A 14,567-nucleotide genomic window follows, 5' to 3' on the forward strand; every position below is an offset into this window, starting at 1 on the left:
GGCTCGCTGTCCTCCCCGCTGTCCAGAGGCGAGTTGATCCGCGGGGACCGGGTGCAGGCAGCTGGCCCCCCACCGCTACAACCGTGGACCGGTCGACGGGTTACGGGTTCGCGCAAGATCATGCCACGACGGGACGGCGGCCGGCCCGGTGCCGCGTCGCGGAGGGCGGTCCGCCGGCGGAATGCACGACTCCGTGCGGCGTGGTCCGGACGGCCGGACGCGCGCCCGGACGGGCGGGCGCGGCCGTCGCAGGGAGGCGGCAACGCGCGAGGCCGTCTCGGTGAGTGGACGTCAAATCGGGCAATTCACAGGTGGTTGGCCTGGTCAGACGGCTTGTAGCCGAACCGTTGCCGTTCCGTCGGAAGTCCCCCACAGCGAGCGCATAGTGTGTGTTGCCGTTCCTAGACGGTCGTGAGACCGGCATGAACTCCTCATGGGTTCCGGGCCGGTGGCGCGGCCGAAGCGCCGAGTACCTTCACAGCAGGGGGAATCACAGCATGCGATCGATACGGCCGTCGTTCACCGTTCGGCGAGGGAGGGGCCCCCGCCGTGCCTCCCCCGCACTGGCGGCGGTCGCCCTCGCCTCGGCGCTGGCGCTGACCGCCACCGCCTGCAACAGCGACGACAAGGCCGACGGCAAGCCGACCGCATCGGCGACCGCGGCCGGCTCCGGCGACGGAAAGATCAGGATCCCGGACGACCTCAAGCAGAGGCTCAAGGAGCACGGGATCGACATCGACAAGTGGAAGAACGGCGCCTGGAAGAACTGGAACAAGGAAGACTGGCTGCGCGAGGCCAACGACTTCATCAACCCGATCATCAAGGGCCTGTGGGACCCCAACCGGATGCGCCACGCCAACGACCCGAACAAGGGTGTCAACGACAACGACATCTCCGGTGACCAGGGCGTGACGGACCCGACCCCGCAGCCGGTGAAGGCTCAGGCGGTCACGCCGCCGTACCACACCAACGCGGCCACCTCGGGGAAGGTGTTCTTCGACTCCCCCGAGGGCCACATGGTGTGCTCCGGCACGGTCGTCGCGGACCCCGCGCACCCGGGCAAGTCCAACCTGGTCTGGACGGCGGGCCACTGTGTGCACGCGGGCAAGAACGGCGGCTGGTACCGCAACATGGCGTTCGTGCCGTCGTACAACAACTCCGGCAAGTCGGTGGCTCAGCTGCAGAACGCCAGCCGGTCCGAGATCGCCCCGTACGGCGTCTGGTGGGCCGATGCGGCGCGGACCTCGCAGCAGTGGATCGACCAGGGCGGTGAGACCGGCGGCAACGGTGCCCCGTACGACTTCGCGGTGATCCATGTGACGCCGGAGCAGGGCAACGGCGGCAAGTCGCTGGAGGAGACCGTCGGCGGGGCGCTGCCGGTGAACTTCGACGCCCCCGCGGTGCCGAAGGTCAGCGGCATCACCGCGTCCGGCTACCCGGAAGCGGCTCCGTTCGACGGGCAGCTGCTCTACCAGTGCACGGACAAGCCGGGCCGGCTGTCCATCGAGCAGTCGGCCCCGACGATGTACCGGATCGGCTGCACGATGACCGCGGGTTCCTCCGGAGGTGGCTGGGTGGAGACCGGTGCCGACGGTAAGCCGGCGCTGGTGTCCAACACGTCGATCGGCCCAGTGTCTTCGGGGTGGCTGGCCGGTCCTCGGTTCGGTTCTGTGGCCAAGGGCGTATACCGGTCGGTCAGCAAGAAGTTTGCCGGGCAGTAGACGGGAAGCGTGGCGCTCTCGCCGTGGGTGGAGCTGCGCGTCGGCGGCTGACGGTCGTCTGCGGCTGGTCGCGCAGTCCCCGCGCCCCTGACGGGGCGCGGGGCGTGGAAAAGGCCCGCCCCCTCATAAGGGGAGCGGGCCTTTCGTACAGCCGGGGGTCAGGCCGCCGAGACCGGTGCGTACGGCGCCAGGTCCGCCGCCAGTTCCTCGTGGACCCGGACCTTGAGCAGGGTGCCCTCCGCGGTGTGCTCCTCGGAGATCACCTCGCCCTCGGTGTGGGCGCGGGCGACGAGCTTGCCGTGGGTGTACGGCACGAGCGCCTCGACCTCGACCGCCGGGCGCGGCAGCTCGTCGTCGATCAGGGCGAGCAGTTTCTCCAGGCCCCGGCCGGTGCGGGCCGAGACGGCGATGGAGCGCTTCTCGACCCTGAGCAGCCGCTGGAGGACCAGCGGGTCGGCCGCGTCCGCCTTGTTGATCACGACGATCTCGGGCACGTCGGTGGCGCCGACGTCCCGGATCACCTCGCGTACGGCGGCGAGCTGCTCCTCCGGGTTCGGGTGCGAACCGTCCACCACGTGCAGGATCAGGTCGGAGTCGCCGACCTCCTCCATGGTGGAGCGGAACGCCTCTACCAGGTGGTGCGGCAGGTGCCGGACGAAGCCGACGGTGTCCGCCAGCGTGTACAGGCGACCGCTCGGGGTCTCGGCGCGTCGGACGGTCGGGTCCAGGGTCGCGAACAGGGCGTTCTCGACCAGGACACCGGCGCCCGTGAGCCGGTTGAGCAGGGAGGACTTGCCGGCGTTGGTGTAGCCCGCGATGGCGACGGACGGCACCTTGTTGCGCCGGCGTTCCTGCCGCTTGATCTCGCGGCCGGTCTTCATGTCCGCGATCTCCCGGCGCATCTTCGCCATCTTCTCGCGGATCCGCCGCCGGTCCGTCTCGATCTTGGTCTCACCGGGGCCACGCGTGGCGAGGCCGCCGCGACCGCCACCCATCTGCCGGGACAGCGACTGACCCCAGCCGCGCAGCCGCGGCAGCATGTACTGCATCTGCGCGAGCGCGACCTGCGCCTTGCCCTCTCGGGACTTGGCGTGCTGGGCGAAGATGTCCAGGATCAGGGCCGTACGGTCGATGACCTTGACCTTGACGACGTCCTCCAGCTGGATCAGCTGGCCCGGGCTCAGCTCACCGTCGCAGATGACCGTGTCCGCGCCCGTCTCGAGGACGATGTCGCGCAGCTCCTGGGCCTTGCCGGAGCCGATGTAGGTGGCCGCGTCGGGCTTGTCGCGGCGCTGGATCACGCCGTCGAGCACGAGCGCGCCCGCGGTCTCCGCGAGGGCGGCCAGCTCCGCGAGGGAGTTCTCGGCGTCCTGTGCGGTGCCGGTGGTCCACACCCCGACGAGCACGACCCGCTCCAGGCGGAGCTGCCGGTACTCGACCTCGGTGACGTCCTCCAGCTCGGTGGACAGGCCCGCCACACGGCGCAGGGCCGCGCGCTCGGAGCGGTCGAACTGGTCGCCGTCCCGCTCGCCGTCGATCTCGTGGCTCCAGGCGACGTCCTCTTCCATCAGGGCATCGGCCCGAAGACCCTCGGGATAGGCGTGCGCGAGGCGCTTGGTGTCCTGGGAAGGGGAAGAAGAGGAGGTCATTGGATCCTTACGTCGATGGGATGCCGTTACGGCGTCGGCAGGGCGGTCCTGCGGGCCCGCACCTGTGTTGTCAACGTATGGGTACCCCGGGAGATTCCCGTGTCCCGTCTCACGCCGACCCGAAGATGGTCGCACGAGGCGGCCCGTCTCGTCACCGTGTTATCGCCGGGCGCGCGGCTTGGCCGCCTTGGGCGGCGACGTGGGCTTCCAGTCCGGGTGACCGGGCATCGGCGGGGTCTTCTCGCCGTACAGCCAGGCCTGGAAGAAGTCGCTCAGGTCACGGCCGGAGACCGTGGAGGCCAGCCGGATGAAGTCGGCGGTGCCGGCGGTGGAGTCCCGGTAGTCGCGGACCCACGTCCGCTCCAGGCGTTCGAAGGCCGGCCGGCCGATCTCCTGCCGCAGGGCGTAGAGCACGAGCGCGGCACCGTCGTAGATGTTCGGCCGGAAGATGCTGATCTTCTGGCCGGGGGCGGGCGCCTTGGGCAGGGCGGGCGGGCCGCCGGCTGCGCGCCAGCGGTCGGAGGCGCCGTACGCCGTCTTCATGCGGTCCGCCATGGGCCGGTGCGCGTGCTCCTCGGCGTACAGGGCCTCGTACCAGGTGGCATGCCCCTCGTTCAGCCAGACGTCGGACCAGGTGCGGGGGCTGACGCTGTCGCCGAACCACTGGTGGGACAGCTCGTGCACCATGATCGACTCGACGTACCACTTGGGGTAGGCGGGATCGGTGAACAGGTCCTTCTCGAAGAGGGACAGGGTCTGTGTCTCCAGTTCGAACCCGGTGGAGGCCTGTGCCATGAGGAGGCCGTACGTCTCGAAGGGGTATTTCCCGACCTTGCTCTCCATCCAGGCGATCTGGTCCGGCGTCTTGGCGAGCCAGGGTTCGAGGGCCTTGGCGTCGGCGCTGGGCACGACGTCACGCATCGGCAGCCCGTCCGGTCCCTTGCGGTGCAGCACGGAGGACCGGCCGATGGACACCTGGGCGAGTTCGGTGGCCATGGGGTGCTGGGTGCGATAGGTCCAGGTGGTGGTGCGGCCGGCCCGGTCCACTCCGACGGGCAGGCCGTTGGCGACGGCGGTGTAGCCCTTCGGGGCGGTGATGTGGAAGGTGAACATCGCCTTGTCGGACGGGTGGTCGTTGCACGGGAAGACCAGGTGGGCGGCGTCGGCCTGGTTGGCCATGGCGAGTCCGTCGGAGGTGCGCACCCACCCGCCGTCGCCGTCCTTGGCGACGGCGGGATCGCTGGTGTGCCTGACCGTGATCAGGGTCCGGCTGCCCTCCGGGAGACCGTGTTCCGGGGTGACGACCAGATCCTCGCCCGCGGTGGTGAAGGTCGCGGGACGCCCGTCCACGTCGACGGACTGCACGGTGCCGTGCGTGAAGTCGAGGTTGATCCGGTCCAGGTCTGCGGTGGTCCGGGCGTCGATGGTGGTGACGGCCTGCAGCGGCTTGTCGTTGCTGCCGGGGTAGGTGAAGGACAGGTCGTACGACGCCACGTCGTAGCCCGGGTTGCCCAGGTACGGGAAGAGCCGGTCGCCCACGCCGAGGGGCTTGGGCGGGGCCGCGGCCGCGAGGAGACAGAGGGAGACGGCGGAGGCGAGCAGGGCCGCCTTCCGGCGCCGGGAGAGCTGGAGGTGGGTCCGGGGCTGGGTCCTGGACTGAGTCCGGGACTCGGAGCAGGCACGGAGGCCGACGCGGGGGTTGAGCAGCATGCACCACCGCTACCAGTGCGTTCCCGGGCTACGACGGCGACTCGCGCCCGGCCCACCCGATCGGGTTCGGTTCCGAGGGCCTTCTGCGCAAGACCGGCAGCCCTCTGGCCAAGGCCCCGGCAGCCTCTGGCCCAGGTCCAGCAGCTCTCTGGCCCAGGCCCAGCAGCTCTTTGATCCCGGACCGGCGCACTCTGATCCCGGCCCGACACCCCTCTGGTCCAGGCCCGGCAGCCCTCTGGCCAAGGCCCCAGCAGGCCTCTGGCTCAGCTCCAGCAGCTCTCTGGCCCAGGCCCAGCAGCTCACTGATCCCGGCCCGACACGCTTCTGGCCCAGGCCCGGCAGCCCTCTGGCCAGAGCCCGGCAGCCCTCCGACCCGGCCCCCGGCAGTCTTCGATCCCACCTGCGGCGCCCGGCCTCGTACCGAGCGCGCCGTCAAGCCCCGGCGCTGCTCACCCGCCCCCGCGCTCCTCACTAGCCTCCAGCGCTCCCCGGTTGCCTCCAGCGCTCCCGGGTTGCATCCAGCGCCCGGGTCGCGAGAAGTACCAACGGTCGCGTTCGGAGCACCCCAGTCACATCGCGCCCCTCAGGCGCCCGGCGCCTGGTGCTGGGCGCGGGCCACGTCGTACACGCCCGGGACCTCCCGCATGGCGCGCATCAGGGCCGGGAGGCGGGCCGCGTCGGGGAGCTGGAGGGTGTAGGTGTGCCGTACCCGCTGCTGGCTGGGCGGTTCCACGGTCGCCGAGACGATGTCGGCGCCCGCCGAGGAGATCGCCTCGGTGAGGTCGGCGAGCAGATGGGGGCGGCCGAACGATTCAGCGACCAGGGTGACCCGGCATTCGGCGGTATCCCCCCAGCGCACACCGATCTCCCCGCGCCCCCTGCCCTTCATGTGCGCCACCGCGGCGCACTCCACCCGGTGCACGGTCACCGCGCCCCCGCGTACCGCGAAGCCGGTGATCTCGTCTGGCGGCACGGGCGTACAGCACCGGGCGAGCCGTACGGCGGCCCCCGGCCGGTCCACGAGGACGTCGGCGCCGCGCGACCGGGCCGGGGTGCCCTCGGCGGGGGACGCGTCCGCCGGGCGGGACGCGGCGGTGACCGCGGTCGCGTCGGTGCGCCGTGCGGGGGCGGTGGCCTCGGTGGTTTCGGCGCGGGTGCCGGTCATGTCCTCCGTGCCGGTGCCGCCGCCCGGGTGCGTCGCCAGCCAGCGCTGGATGGCGATGCGCGCAGCCGGGGTGTGGGCGTGCTCCAGCCATTCACGGGAGGGTTCGGAGGCCGGGTCCTGGCCCATGAGGAGCTGGACGCTGTCGCCGTCCCTCAGCACGGTGCTGAGGGTGGCCAGCCGGCCGTTGACGCGGGCGCCGATGCAGGCGTGCGCGTCCTCGCCGTACTGGGCGTAGGCGGCGTCCACGCAGGTGGCGCCCTCGGGCAGGCCCAGGGTGCCGCCGTCGGGGCGGAAGACGGTGATCTCGCGGTCCTGCGCCAGGTCCTCGCGCAGGGTGGACCAGAAGGTGTCGGGATCGGGGGCGGCCCGCTGCCAGTCGAGGAGCCGGGAGAGCCAGCCGGGACGGGTGGGGTCGGCCCGCTCGCCCTCTGCGGGGGCGGGAGCGTCCGAGGCGGGAGCGTAGGGGTTGCCGAGGGCGACGACGCCGGCCTCGGCGACCTTGTGCATCTGGTGGGTGCGGATCAGGACTTCGACGACCTGCCCGTCGGGGCGGGCGACGGCGGTGTGCAGTGACTGGTACAGGTTGAACTTCGGTACGGCGATGAAGTCCTTGAACTCCGAGACCACCGGCGTCATACAGGTGTGCAGCTCGCCGAGGACGCCGTAACAGTCGGCGTCCTCGCTCACCAGCACGAGCAGGCGGCCGAAGTCGGTGCCCCGCAGTTGTCCGCGTTTGCGGCCCACACGGTGGACGGAGACGAAGTGCCGCGGGCGGATGAGGACTTCGGCCTGGATTCCGGCCTCGCGCAGCACCCCCCGCATCTCGTCGGCGACCTCGGCCAGCGGGTCGTCGGGGCGGGCGGCGTTCTCGGCGATGAGCCGGCGTGTGTGTGCGTACTCCTCGGGGTGCAGGATCGCGAAGACCAGGTCCTCCATCTCGGTCTTCAGGGCCTGCACGCCGAGGCGTTCGGCGAGCGGAATGAGGACGTCTCGGGTGACCTTGGCGATCCGCGCCTGCTTCTCGGGACGCATCACGCCGAGGGTGCGCATGTTGTGCAGACGGTCGGCGAGTTTGATCGACATCACGCGCACGTCGCTGCCGGTGGCGACGAGCATCTTGCGGAAGGTCTCCGGCTCGGCGGCGGCTCCGTAGTCGACCTTCTCCAGCTTCGTGACGCCGTCGACGAGATAACGAACCTCCTCGCCGAACTGTTCCCGCACCTGCTCCAGCGTCACGTCGGTGTCCTCGACCGTGTCGTGGAGCAGAGAGGCCGTCAAGGTCGTGGTCTCGGCGCCGAGTTCGGCGAGGATCAGGGTCACCGCGAGCGGGTGGGTGATGTACGGCTCACCGCTCTTGCGCATCTGGCCGCGGTGCGAGGACTCCGCGAGGACGTAGGCGCGGCGCAGCGGATCGATGTCCGCGTCGGGGTGGTGGGCGCGGTGCGCCTCCACGACATGGCCGATGGCGTCGGGGAGTTTGCCGCGGACGGCGGGGCCCAGCAGCGCGGCCCGGCCGAGTCTGCGCAGGTCGATCCGGGGCCGGGACTTCCTGCGGTCCGCTCTGGGCACCGCGGGGGCGGTGGTCGCCGCGGACGCCGTGGGCGCTACCGGGCCAGGGCTCGCAGGGTTCGTGGCCTCCGCACTCATGGGCACCTCCGGCTCGTGGACCGGCGGACGGGGCCCCAGGGCGTACGCGGCTCAGGGATGGCGACGTTCCCCCGTCCGTGCCGGTGCTTGATGCTACCGAGCCCATCACGTGCGACCGACCGCCTCTGACCCAGCGTGAAACGGATCACCCATTCGAGCGACGAGAAGGAGGTTTAGGGTTTGCGCCAACCGTCTTGGCCTCGACCGCGGTTTCGAACACCCCCGGTCGCCCGAAACCGCTGATCCAGGAGCCGGGGGCCGTGCTCGCCGTGGTGACGCCGGGTCAGCGGAGGGCGTTTTCCAGCCATTCGCCGTCGATCTCGCCCTCGGCGACGATCACGGCGGGTCCGGTCATCTCGATCTCTCCGTCGGGCCGCTCGGTGATGACCAGGCGGCCACCCGGCAGGTCGACGGTGTACGTGGCGGGGGTGCCGGTGACGGCCGGGTCGGCACCGTCGCGCCGGGCGGCGGCCACGGCGACGGCGCACGCGCCCGTGCCGCACGAGCGGGTCTCGCCGGAACCGCGCTCGTGCACGCGCATGGCGACGTGACGGGGGCCCCGGTCGACGACGAACTCGACGTTGACGCCGTCGGGGTAGGCGGCGGCCGGGCTGAACGGCGGCGGGTCGTACAGGTTGCCGGCCTGCGCGAGGTCGTCGACGAAGGCCACCGCATGCGGGTTGCCCATGTTCACGTTGCGCGCGGGCCAGCTGTGCTCGCCGACGGTCACCGTGACCTCGCCCTCCGGCAGGCGGGCGCGGCCCATGCCGACGGTGATGTCACCGTCCTTCGCGATGTGGACGGTCTTCACCCCCGCGCGCGTGGCGATCGCGAGATCGCCTTCGCCCACATGTCCGGCGTGCTGGAGGTAGCGCGCGAACACACGGACTCCGTTGCCGCACATCTCGGCAACCGAGCCATCGCCGTTGCGGTAGTCCATGAACCACTCGGCCTCGGCGGCCATCCCCCTGGCCTCGGGGTGCGCGGCGGACTGTACGACATGCAGCACGCCGTCGGCGCCGATGCCGGCGCGGCGGTCGCAGAGGACTGCCACGGCGGCCTCGGTGAGGTCCAGGGCGTTGTCGGGGTCCGGGACGATCACGAAGTCGTTCTCGGTGCCGTGGCCCTTGAGGAAGGGAATCCGCGTGCGCGTGCTCATTCCTCGATCGTAAGCGACGGCGATGCTTCGCCGGCCCCGCGCCCATTTGGGGGCGTGTGCTAGCGGAGCCGTGCCACGCGCCACACGGCGAGGACAACCACCACGGCCACCAGGAGTACGTATCCGAGTACGACCCGCCAGTCCAGGCGGCGGCCCGAGCCCCGGGCCGGCAGGCCCGGCCATGTGTAGCCCACCCTGCGGGCCGCCATCATGCCCCAGCCCGCCGCGCACGAGCAGATCAGCAGGCCCAGCATCGCGATCACCGCTCCGCTGTCGCCGAAGTCGAAGGCGAGCGGGAAGGCGAACATCAGGGAGCCGACGGCGGACAGTCCCACGATCGGGGCGAGCTGCCAGAGGCGGAGCCTGCGCTGGGGGCGCAGCTCGACCTCGACCTCGGGGCCGCTCTGGTACATCTCCTCCGGCTCCGGCCCGTCGTCGGTCACGCCGTCCGGCGCCTCGTCGGGGCCGTCGTCGGTCAGCCGGTCTTCGGTGAGGGGGATGTCGGGGAGGCGGTTCTCGATGGGCCGGTCACCGGCGAGACGGCCGGCCGCGAGCCCGTCCGTGGTGAGCCGATCCTCGGCAAACCGGTCCGCGGTGAGCCGATCCTCGGCGATGCCGTCCTCAGCGAGCCGGTCGGCGGTGAGGCGGTCTTGGGTGAAACGGTCCTCGGCCGGCCGGTCCCCGGGGCGACGGGCCTCCGGCAGCCGGTGGTCGGCCAGGCCGTCCCCATTCAGGCGCTCGTCCGCCGGCCGGACCTCACCCAGGCAGTCGTCGGTCAGACGGCCGCCGCGCCGGTCCGGTTCGTCACCGGCGGTGGTGACGTGCTCGGCACTTTGTGCGGTGTCGCGAGGGCCGGCCTCCATCGCCACGCGCCCTCCCAACTAGGCTCCACTTGGTCGATCGAAGCTCGATGATGGCACGGCGCCGAAGGCCGGGATGACCGGCGGCGCATCCCGATGCCATGACGTGATCAGGCTGTAACCGGTCGTTCGACCAACGCCAGGGCCTGGTGCGGAAGTTCCCTGCGATCGGCCACGGCTCCACTCAGCCAGTGCACCCGGGGATCACGCCTGAACCAGGAATCCTGACGGCGCGCGAAGCGCTTGGTCGCGCGTACGGTCTCGGCCCGCGCTTCCGCTTCGGTGCACTCCCCGGCGAGCGCCGCGAGCACCTGCTGGTAACCCAGCGCACGCGACGCCGTGCGCCCCTCGCGCAACCCCTCCGCCTCCAGTGCGCGGACTTCGTCCACGAGGCCCGCCTCCCACATCCGGTCGACACGGCGCGCGATGCGCTCGTCGAGCTCCGGGCGGGCCACGTCGACTCCGATCTGGACGGTGTCGTACACGGAGTCGTGACCCGGCAGGTTTGCGGTGAACGGCCGACCGGTGATCTCGATCACTTCCAGCGCCCGGACGATCCGGCGGCCGTTGCTCGGCAGGATCGCGCGGGCGGCCTCGGGGTCGGCGGCGGCCAGCCGGGCGTGCAGCGCGCCCGGGCCGCGCAGCGCCAGCTCCTCCTCCAGGCGGGCCCTGACCTCGGGGTCGGTGCCGGGGAACTCCAGGTTGTCGACGGCGCCACGGACGTACAGCCCGGATCCGCCGACCAGGATCGGCCAGCGGCCCTCGGCGAGCAGTGCGTCGATCCGGGCCCGGGCCAGCTTCTGGTACTCGGCGACGGACGCGGTGACCGTCACGTCCCAGATGTCGAGCAGGTGGTGCGGGATGCCGCCACGCTCCTCGGGCGTCAGCTTGGCGGTACCGATGTCCATCCCCCGGTACAGCTGCATGGAGTCGGCGTTGACGACCTCCCCGCCGAGCCGCTGGGCCAGAAAGACGCCCAGATCGGACTTTCCGGCCGCGGTGGGTCCGACGACGGCGATGACGCGGGGGGTGGAGGATGCGCTGCTCACCGCACCAGTCTCGCAAACCTCCTGGCGGCGCCTCGAACGAGTTACGTGACGGGTGGGGTCCCGAGTCGTTGCCCGTGGCGAGGTACCGCCCTCCGGTCCGCCGGAGGCGGTGACCCGGGCGGCGCAACCGTACGCACCGGGTAACGCGGGAATTCGCCCGCACGAGTACCGTATGGAGTGGATATGGGCGTTTTTGCACGACTCCTCGGCAGGTCGAAGGCGACTCCGGAGGCGTCTGCCGCCGAGGCGCAGACCGGCGCGGAGCCGGCAGGGGCCGAGGCGTAGGAAGCGGAGTCGGTGGAGGCGAAGGCGAAGGCGGCCGGATCGGCGGAGACGGAGGATGCTGCCGGGGACGGGAGCGAGGACGTCGCGGCGCGGTCCGACGCCGCGGCGGACGACGCGTCCGACGGCTCCGGCATCCCCAAGCAGCAGTCCGCCGACGAGGCCGCCGACAACGAGGCCGACGAGGGCGCCCACAGGTAACTGGCCCGCGAGGGAAGGTGGACCATGGGTCTGTTGGACAACATGAAGGCCAAGCTCGGCCCGGCCAAGGACAAGGTGTCGGACCTCGCGCGACAGCACGGGGACAAGGTGCAGCACGGTCTCGACAAGGCAGCCAAGGTCGTGGACGAGCGGACCAAGCACAAGTACAGCGACAGGATCCAGGCGGGCACCGGCAAGGCCAAGGAGGCGATGGACCGCCTCGCCCACAAGGAAGGTCCCGGCCCGGACAGGGCCACCGGCCCCGGCCCGGTGACGGCCGGCGATGCGACGCCCCCCACCCCTCCGGAGGGGCCGCCACCGGCGTCATGAACCTCCTGAAGGGCATGCGACCACACGGATGCGGCCGCATGGCGCACGATTCGGCGGACGGTCGTGGAGCACAACGGCTCCCGGCCGTCCGCCGTTTCTCCTTGTGCTTTCCCTTGCTCCGGGTCCCCGCCCCCTAGGACCAGGTGGCCACCACGTACCCGACCCCGTACGGCGCGTCCTCGTACAGCAAGGCACCGCTGAGATTCGCGCCCTCGGCGGCGCCCGCCAGGAGCTGCCAGGGGGCCCTGCCGGAGGCCTTCAGCTCGTGTGCCAGCCCGGCGTCCAGGGCCTGGACGGCCGCCACGTCCGCCGTGCCCAGCGCCCGCGCGACCTCCGCGTCGAAGGGTGCCGCCCGCTCGTCCAGGTAGCCCGGCGCCTTGACCGTGCGGCACGCGCTGGCGTCGCCCATCACCAGCAGCGCCACCCGCCCGGCCTTGGCAGCGATCTCCCTTCCGGCCTCGGTACACCGCTCGGGCGCGAGCCGCTCCCCGACACCGAGTCCCTCGATCGGGGCATCCGCCCAGCCGGTCCGCTCCAGCAGCCAGGCGCCGACGGCCAGCGATGGCGGCAGTTCGCCCTCGTACACGGTGTCCGCGGCGGGGCCCAGGTGTACGTCCACGGCGACCCCGAAGCCCCGGAAGGACCCCGGGGTGCCCTGCGGAAACGATCCACACCCGCTCTGCCCGGCCGGCCCGACGACCACCAGGAGGTCCGGGCGGGCGGCCGCGAGCACACCGAGCGCGTCGGTGCAGGCCACGCGCGCGGCATCCATCTCGGGAGCGGCGCCCGCGGCCACCTCGGGCACGAGCAGCGGCGGACAGGGACAGACTGCGGCGGCGACAAGCATGATCGGCAGAGTACGCCGTACGACAGCCGCCGGCCGAGTCTCGCTCCTGTGCGCCGGTGTCGCTGCTCCCCGCAGGTGCGGCTGCTCCCCCGCCGGTGCAGCCGGTCCCCGCCGACGTGGCTGGTCCCGCCGGTGCGGCCGGTCCCCGCCAGCGCGGCTGCTCCCGCCGATGCGACCGCTCCCCGCCGACGCGGCCGCTCCCCGCCGGCGTGGCTGGTCGCGGCCCTGTGGCTGGTCCCGTCCGTACTCCGGCGGGCCTCAGTCGCAGCCGCAGCCGCTGCCCGTGGCGACCGGCAGCGGGGCCGGCACGCCGATCTTCGGCAGGCCCAGCATGACGCCGGCCGGCTTGGCGGCCTCGGCGGCGTTGCGCTTCTCCCAGGCGTCCCCCGCGCGCGTGCGGCGCACGGAGAGGACGGGGCCCTCGGCGAGGAGGTGGTGCGGGGCGGCGTAGGTCACCTCGACCGTGACGACGTCGCCGGGGCGGACCTCCTGGTCCGGCTTGGTGAAGTGGACCAGCCGGTTGTCGGGGGCACGGCCGGAGAGCCGGTGCGTGGCGCCGTCCTTGCGGCCCTCGCCCTCGGCGACCATCAGCTCGAGCGTGCGGCCGACCTGCTTCTTGTTCTCCTCCCAGGAGATCTCCTCCTGGAGGGCCACCAGCCGCTCGTAGCGCGCCTGGACGACCTCCTTGGGGATCTGGTTCTCCATGGTCGCGGCCGGGGTGCCCGGGCGCTTGGAGTACTGGAAGGTGAAGGCCTGCGCGAACCTCGCCTCACGGACCACGTGCAGCGTCTGCTCGAAGTCCTCCTCGGTCTCGCCGGGGAAGCCCACGATGATGTCGGTGGTGATCGCGGCGTGCGGGATGGCGGCCCGCACCTTCTCGATGATCCCGAGGTAGCGCTCCTGCCGGTAGGAGCGGCGCATCGCCTTCAGGACCGTGTCCGAACCGGACTGCAGCGGCATGTGCAGCTGCGGCATCACGTTGGGCGTCTCGGCCATGGCGGCGATGACGTCGTCGGTGAAGTCACGGGGGTGCGGGGAGGTGAAGCGGACCCGCTCCAGGCCCTCGATCTTCCCGCAGGCGCGCAGCAGCTTGCTGAAGGCCTCGCGGTCGCCGATGTCGGAGCCGTAGGCGTTGACGTTCTGGCCGAGCAGCGTGATCTCGGAGACGCCCTCGGCGACCAGTGCCTCCACCTCGGCGAGGATGTCGCCGGGCCGGCGGTCCTTCTCCTTGCCGCGCAGGGCCGGGACGATACAGAAGGTGCAGGTGTTGTTGCAGCCGACGGAGATCGACACCCAGGCCGCGTAGGCGCTCTCGCGCCGGGTCGGCAGGGTCGACGGGAAGGCCTCCAGCGACTCGGCGATCTCGACCTGCGCCTCCTCCTGCACGCGGGCGCGCTCCAAGAGGACCGGCAGCTTGCCGATGTTGTGCGTGCCGAAGACGACGTCCACCCAGGGCGCCTTCTTCACGATGGTGTCGCGGTCCTTCTGCGCGAGGCAGCCGCCGACCGCGATCTGCATGCCGGGCCGCGAGGCCTTCTTCGGAGCGAGCCGGCCGAGGTTGCCGTACAGCCGGTTGTCGGCGTTCTCGCGCACCGCGCACGTGTTGAACACGACCACGTCCGCGTCCCCGTCCGACCCCTCGGGGGCGCGCACGTATCCGGCGTCTTCGAGCAGGCCGGCCAACCGCTCGGAATCATGGACGTTCATCTGGCACCCGTAAGTGCGCACTTCGTAGGTCTTGGGTGCGTGAACGTCCACTGCGGGGCTCCGGTCGCTGCTGCTGGTCATGGCTCAAGGGTAGGCGGTTCCCGGAGACACCAGTGCCGCCCTCTTGGCGCATCGACCGTGGGCCGCCGGACGATGGAGCAAACCGTCGCGCCGAGGCGAACGAAGCGGCGGCGTAGCGCCACGTCGAGGAAGTGTGTCGCACGCGGCGATGCCGGGAGT

Annotated in this window: 11 protein-coding genes; 3 read left to right on the top strand and 8 right to left on the bottom strand. The window is 71.7% G+C overall.

Translation table 11 applies throughout. The features are described 5' to 3' along the window. Positions 1-497: 497 nt before the first annotated feature. Positions 498-1,721, top strand: coding sequence for a trypsin-like serine peptidase (locus tag FB563_RS04980; RefSeq protein WP_199832999.1), 1,224 nt, complete (start codon positions 498-500; stop codon positions 1,719-1,721). A gap of 158 nt (positions 1,722-1,879) precedes the next feature. Here FB563_RS04980 and hflX read toward each other — a convergent pair whose 3' ends face one another. From hflX to miaA, 6 genes are all read right to left on the bottom strand, one after another. Beyond that, complete coding sequence (hflX, locus tag FB563_RS04985; RefSeq protein WP_055709722.1) at positions 1,880-3,370, bottom strand: GTPase HflX; 1,491 nt, start codon at positions 3,368-3,370, stop codon at positions 1,880-1,882. A 159-nt stretch (positions 3,371-3,529) separates the two neighbouring features. After that, a complete protein-coding gene (locus tag FB563_RS04990; protein ID WP_142218489.1) occupies positions 3,530-5,080 on the bottom strand; it encodes a M1 family metallopeptidase in 1,551 nt (516 codons plus the stop codon). 583 nt (positions 5,081-5,663) lie between these two features. Further along, entirely contained in the window at positions 5,664-7,892 is a 2,229-nt protein-coding gene (locus FB563_RS04995; RefSeq protein ID WP_079048486.1) for a RelA/SpoT family protein, read from the bottom strand. A 283-nt stretch (positions 7,893-8,175) separates the two neighbouring features. After that, complete coding sequence (gene dapF, locus FB563_RS05000; protein ID WP_055703678.1) at positions 8,176-9,051, bottom strand: diaminopimelate epimerase; 876 nt, start codon at positions 9,049-9,051, stop codon at positions 8,176-8,178. Between the two features lie 59 nt (positions 9,052-9,110). After that, positions 9,111-9,572 (bottom strand): hypothetical protein, encoded by a 462-nt coding sequence (locus FB563_RS05005; RefSeq protein WP_055703700.1) that lies wholly within the window; start codon positions 9,570-9,572, stop codon positions 9,111-9,113. 449 nt (positions 9,573-10,021) lie between these two features. Then, a complete protein-coding gene (gene miaA, locus FB563_RS05010) occupies positions 10,022-10,960 on the bottom strand; it encodes a tRNA (adenosine(37)-N6)-dimethylallyltransferase MiaA (RefSeq protein WP_055703679.1) in 939 nt (312 codons plus the stop codon). A 297-nt stretch (positions 10,961-11,257) separates the two neighbouring features. Here miaA and FB563_RS45155 point away from each other — a divergent pair, with 297 nt between their 5' ends. Together FB563_RS45155 and FB563_RS05020 are read left to right on the top strand one after the other, a co-directional pair. After that, positions 11,258-11,443 carry a hypothetical protein gene (locus FB563_RS45155; protein ID WP_055703680.1) on the top strand — a complete coding sequence of 62 codons (186 nt, stop codon included), beginning with the start codon at positions 11,258-11,260 and terminating at the stop codon, positions 11,441-11,443. A gap of 24 nt (positions 11,444-11,467) precedes the next feature. Continuing rightward, positions 11,468-11,773 carry an antitoxin gene (locus FB563_RS05020; RefSeq protein ID WP_055703681.1) on the top strand — a complete coding sequence of 102 codons (306 nt, stop codon included), beginning with the start codon at positions 11,468-11,470 and terminating at the stop codon, positions 11,771-11,773. A gap of 133 nt (positions 11,774-11,906) precedes the next feature. Here FB563_RS05020 and FB563_RS05025 read toward each other — a convergent pair whose 3' ends face one another. Both FB563_RS05025 and miaB read right to left on the bottom strand, forming a co-directional pair. After that, the gene (locus tag FB563_RS05025; protein ID WP_055703682.1) at positions 11,907-12,620 is read right to left on the bottom strand and encodes a class III extradiol dioxygenase subunit B-like domain-containing protein; all 714 of its coding nucleotides are present in this window, start codon (positions 12,618-12,620) and stop codon (positions 11,907-11,909) included. A 258-nt stretch (positions 12,621-12,878) separates the two neighbouring features. Further along, on the bottom strand, positions 12,879-14,408 hold the full coding sequence (gene miaB, locus FB563_RS05030; RefSeq protein ID WP_055703683.1) for a tRNA (N6-isopentenyl adenosine(37)-C2)-methylthiotransferase MiaB: 1,530 nt from the start codon (positions 14,406-14,408) through the stop codon (positions 12,879-12,881). Between the last annotated feature and the right edge of the window lie 159 nt (positions 14,409-14,567).

It is taken from the genome of Streptomyces puniciscabiei, assembly GCF_006715785.1.
In the GTDB taxonomy this organism is placed as follows: Bacteria; Actinomycetota; Actinomycetes; order Streptomycetales; family Streptomycetaceae; genus Streptomyces; species Streptomyces puniciscabiei.

Bases quoted from the DNA above. Each gene is read 5' to 3' on its own strand.
- FB563_RS05020 (WP_055703681.1), top strand. From the start codon at position 11,468: ATGGGTCTGTTGGACAACATGAAGGCCAAGCTCGGCCCGGCCAAGGAC.
- dapF (WP_055703678.1), bottom strand. From the start codon at position 9,051: ATGAGCACGCGCACGCGGATTCCCTTCCTCAAGGGCCACGGCACCGAG.
- FB563_RS05025 (WP_055703682.1), bottom strand. From the start codon at position 12,620: ATGCTTGTCGCCGCCGCAGTCTGTCCCTGTCCGCCGCTGCTCGTGCCC.
- FB563_RS04990 (WP_142218489.1), bottom strand. From the start codon at position 5,080: ATGCTGCTCAACCCCCGCGTCGGCCTCCGTGCCTGCTCCGAGTCCCGG.
- FB563_RS04995 (WP_079048486.1), bottom strand. From the start codon at position 7,892: ATGAGTGCGGAGGCCACGAACCCTGCGAGCCCTGGCCCGGTAGCGCCC.
- hflX (WP_055709722.1), bottom strand. From the start codon at position 3,370: ATGACCTCCTCTTCTTCCCCTTCCCAGGACACCAAGCGCCTCGCGCAC.
- miaB (WP_055703683.1), bottom strand. From the start codon at position 14,408: ATGACCAGCAGCAGCGACCGGAGCCCCGCAGTGGACGTTCACGCACCC.
- FB563_RS04980 (WP_199832999.1), top strand. From the start codon at position 498: ATGCGATCGATACGGCCGTCGTTCACCGTTCGGCGAGGGAGGGGCCCC.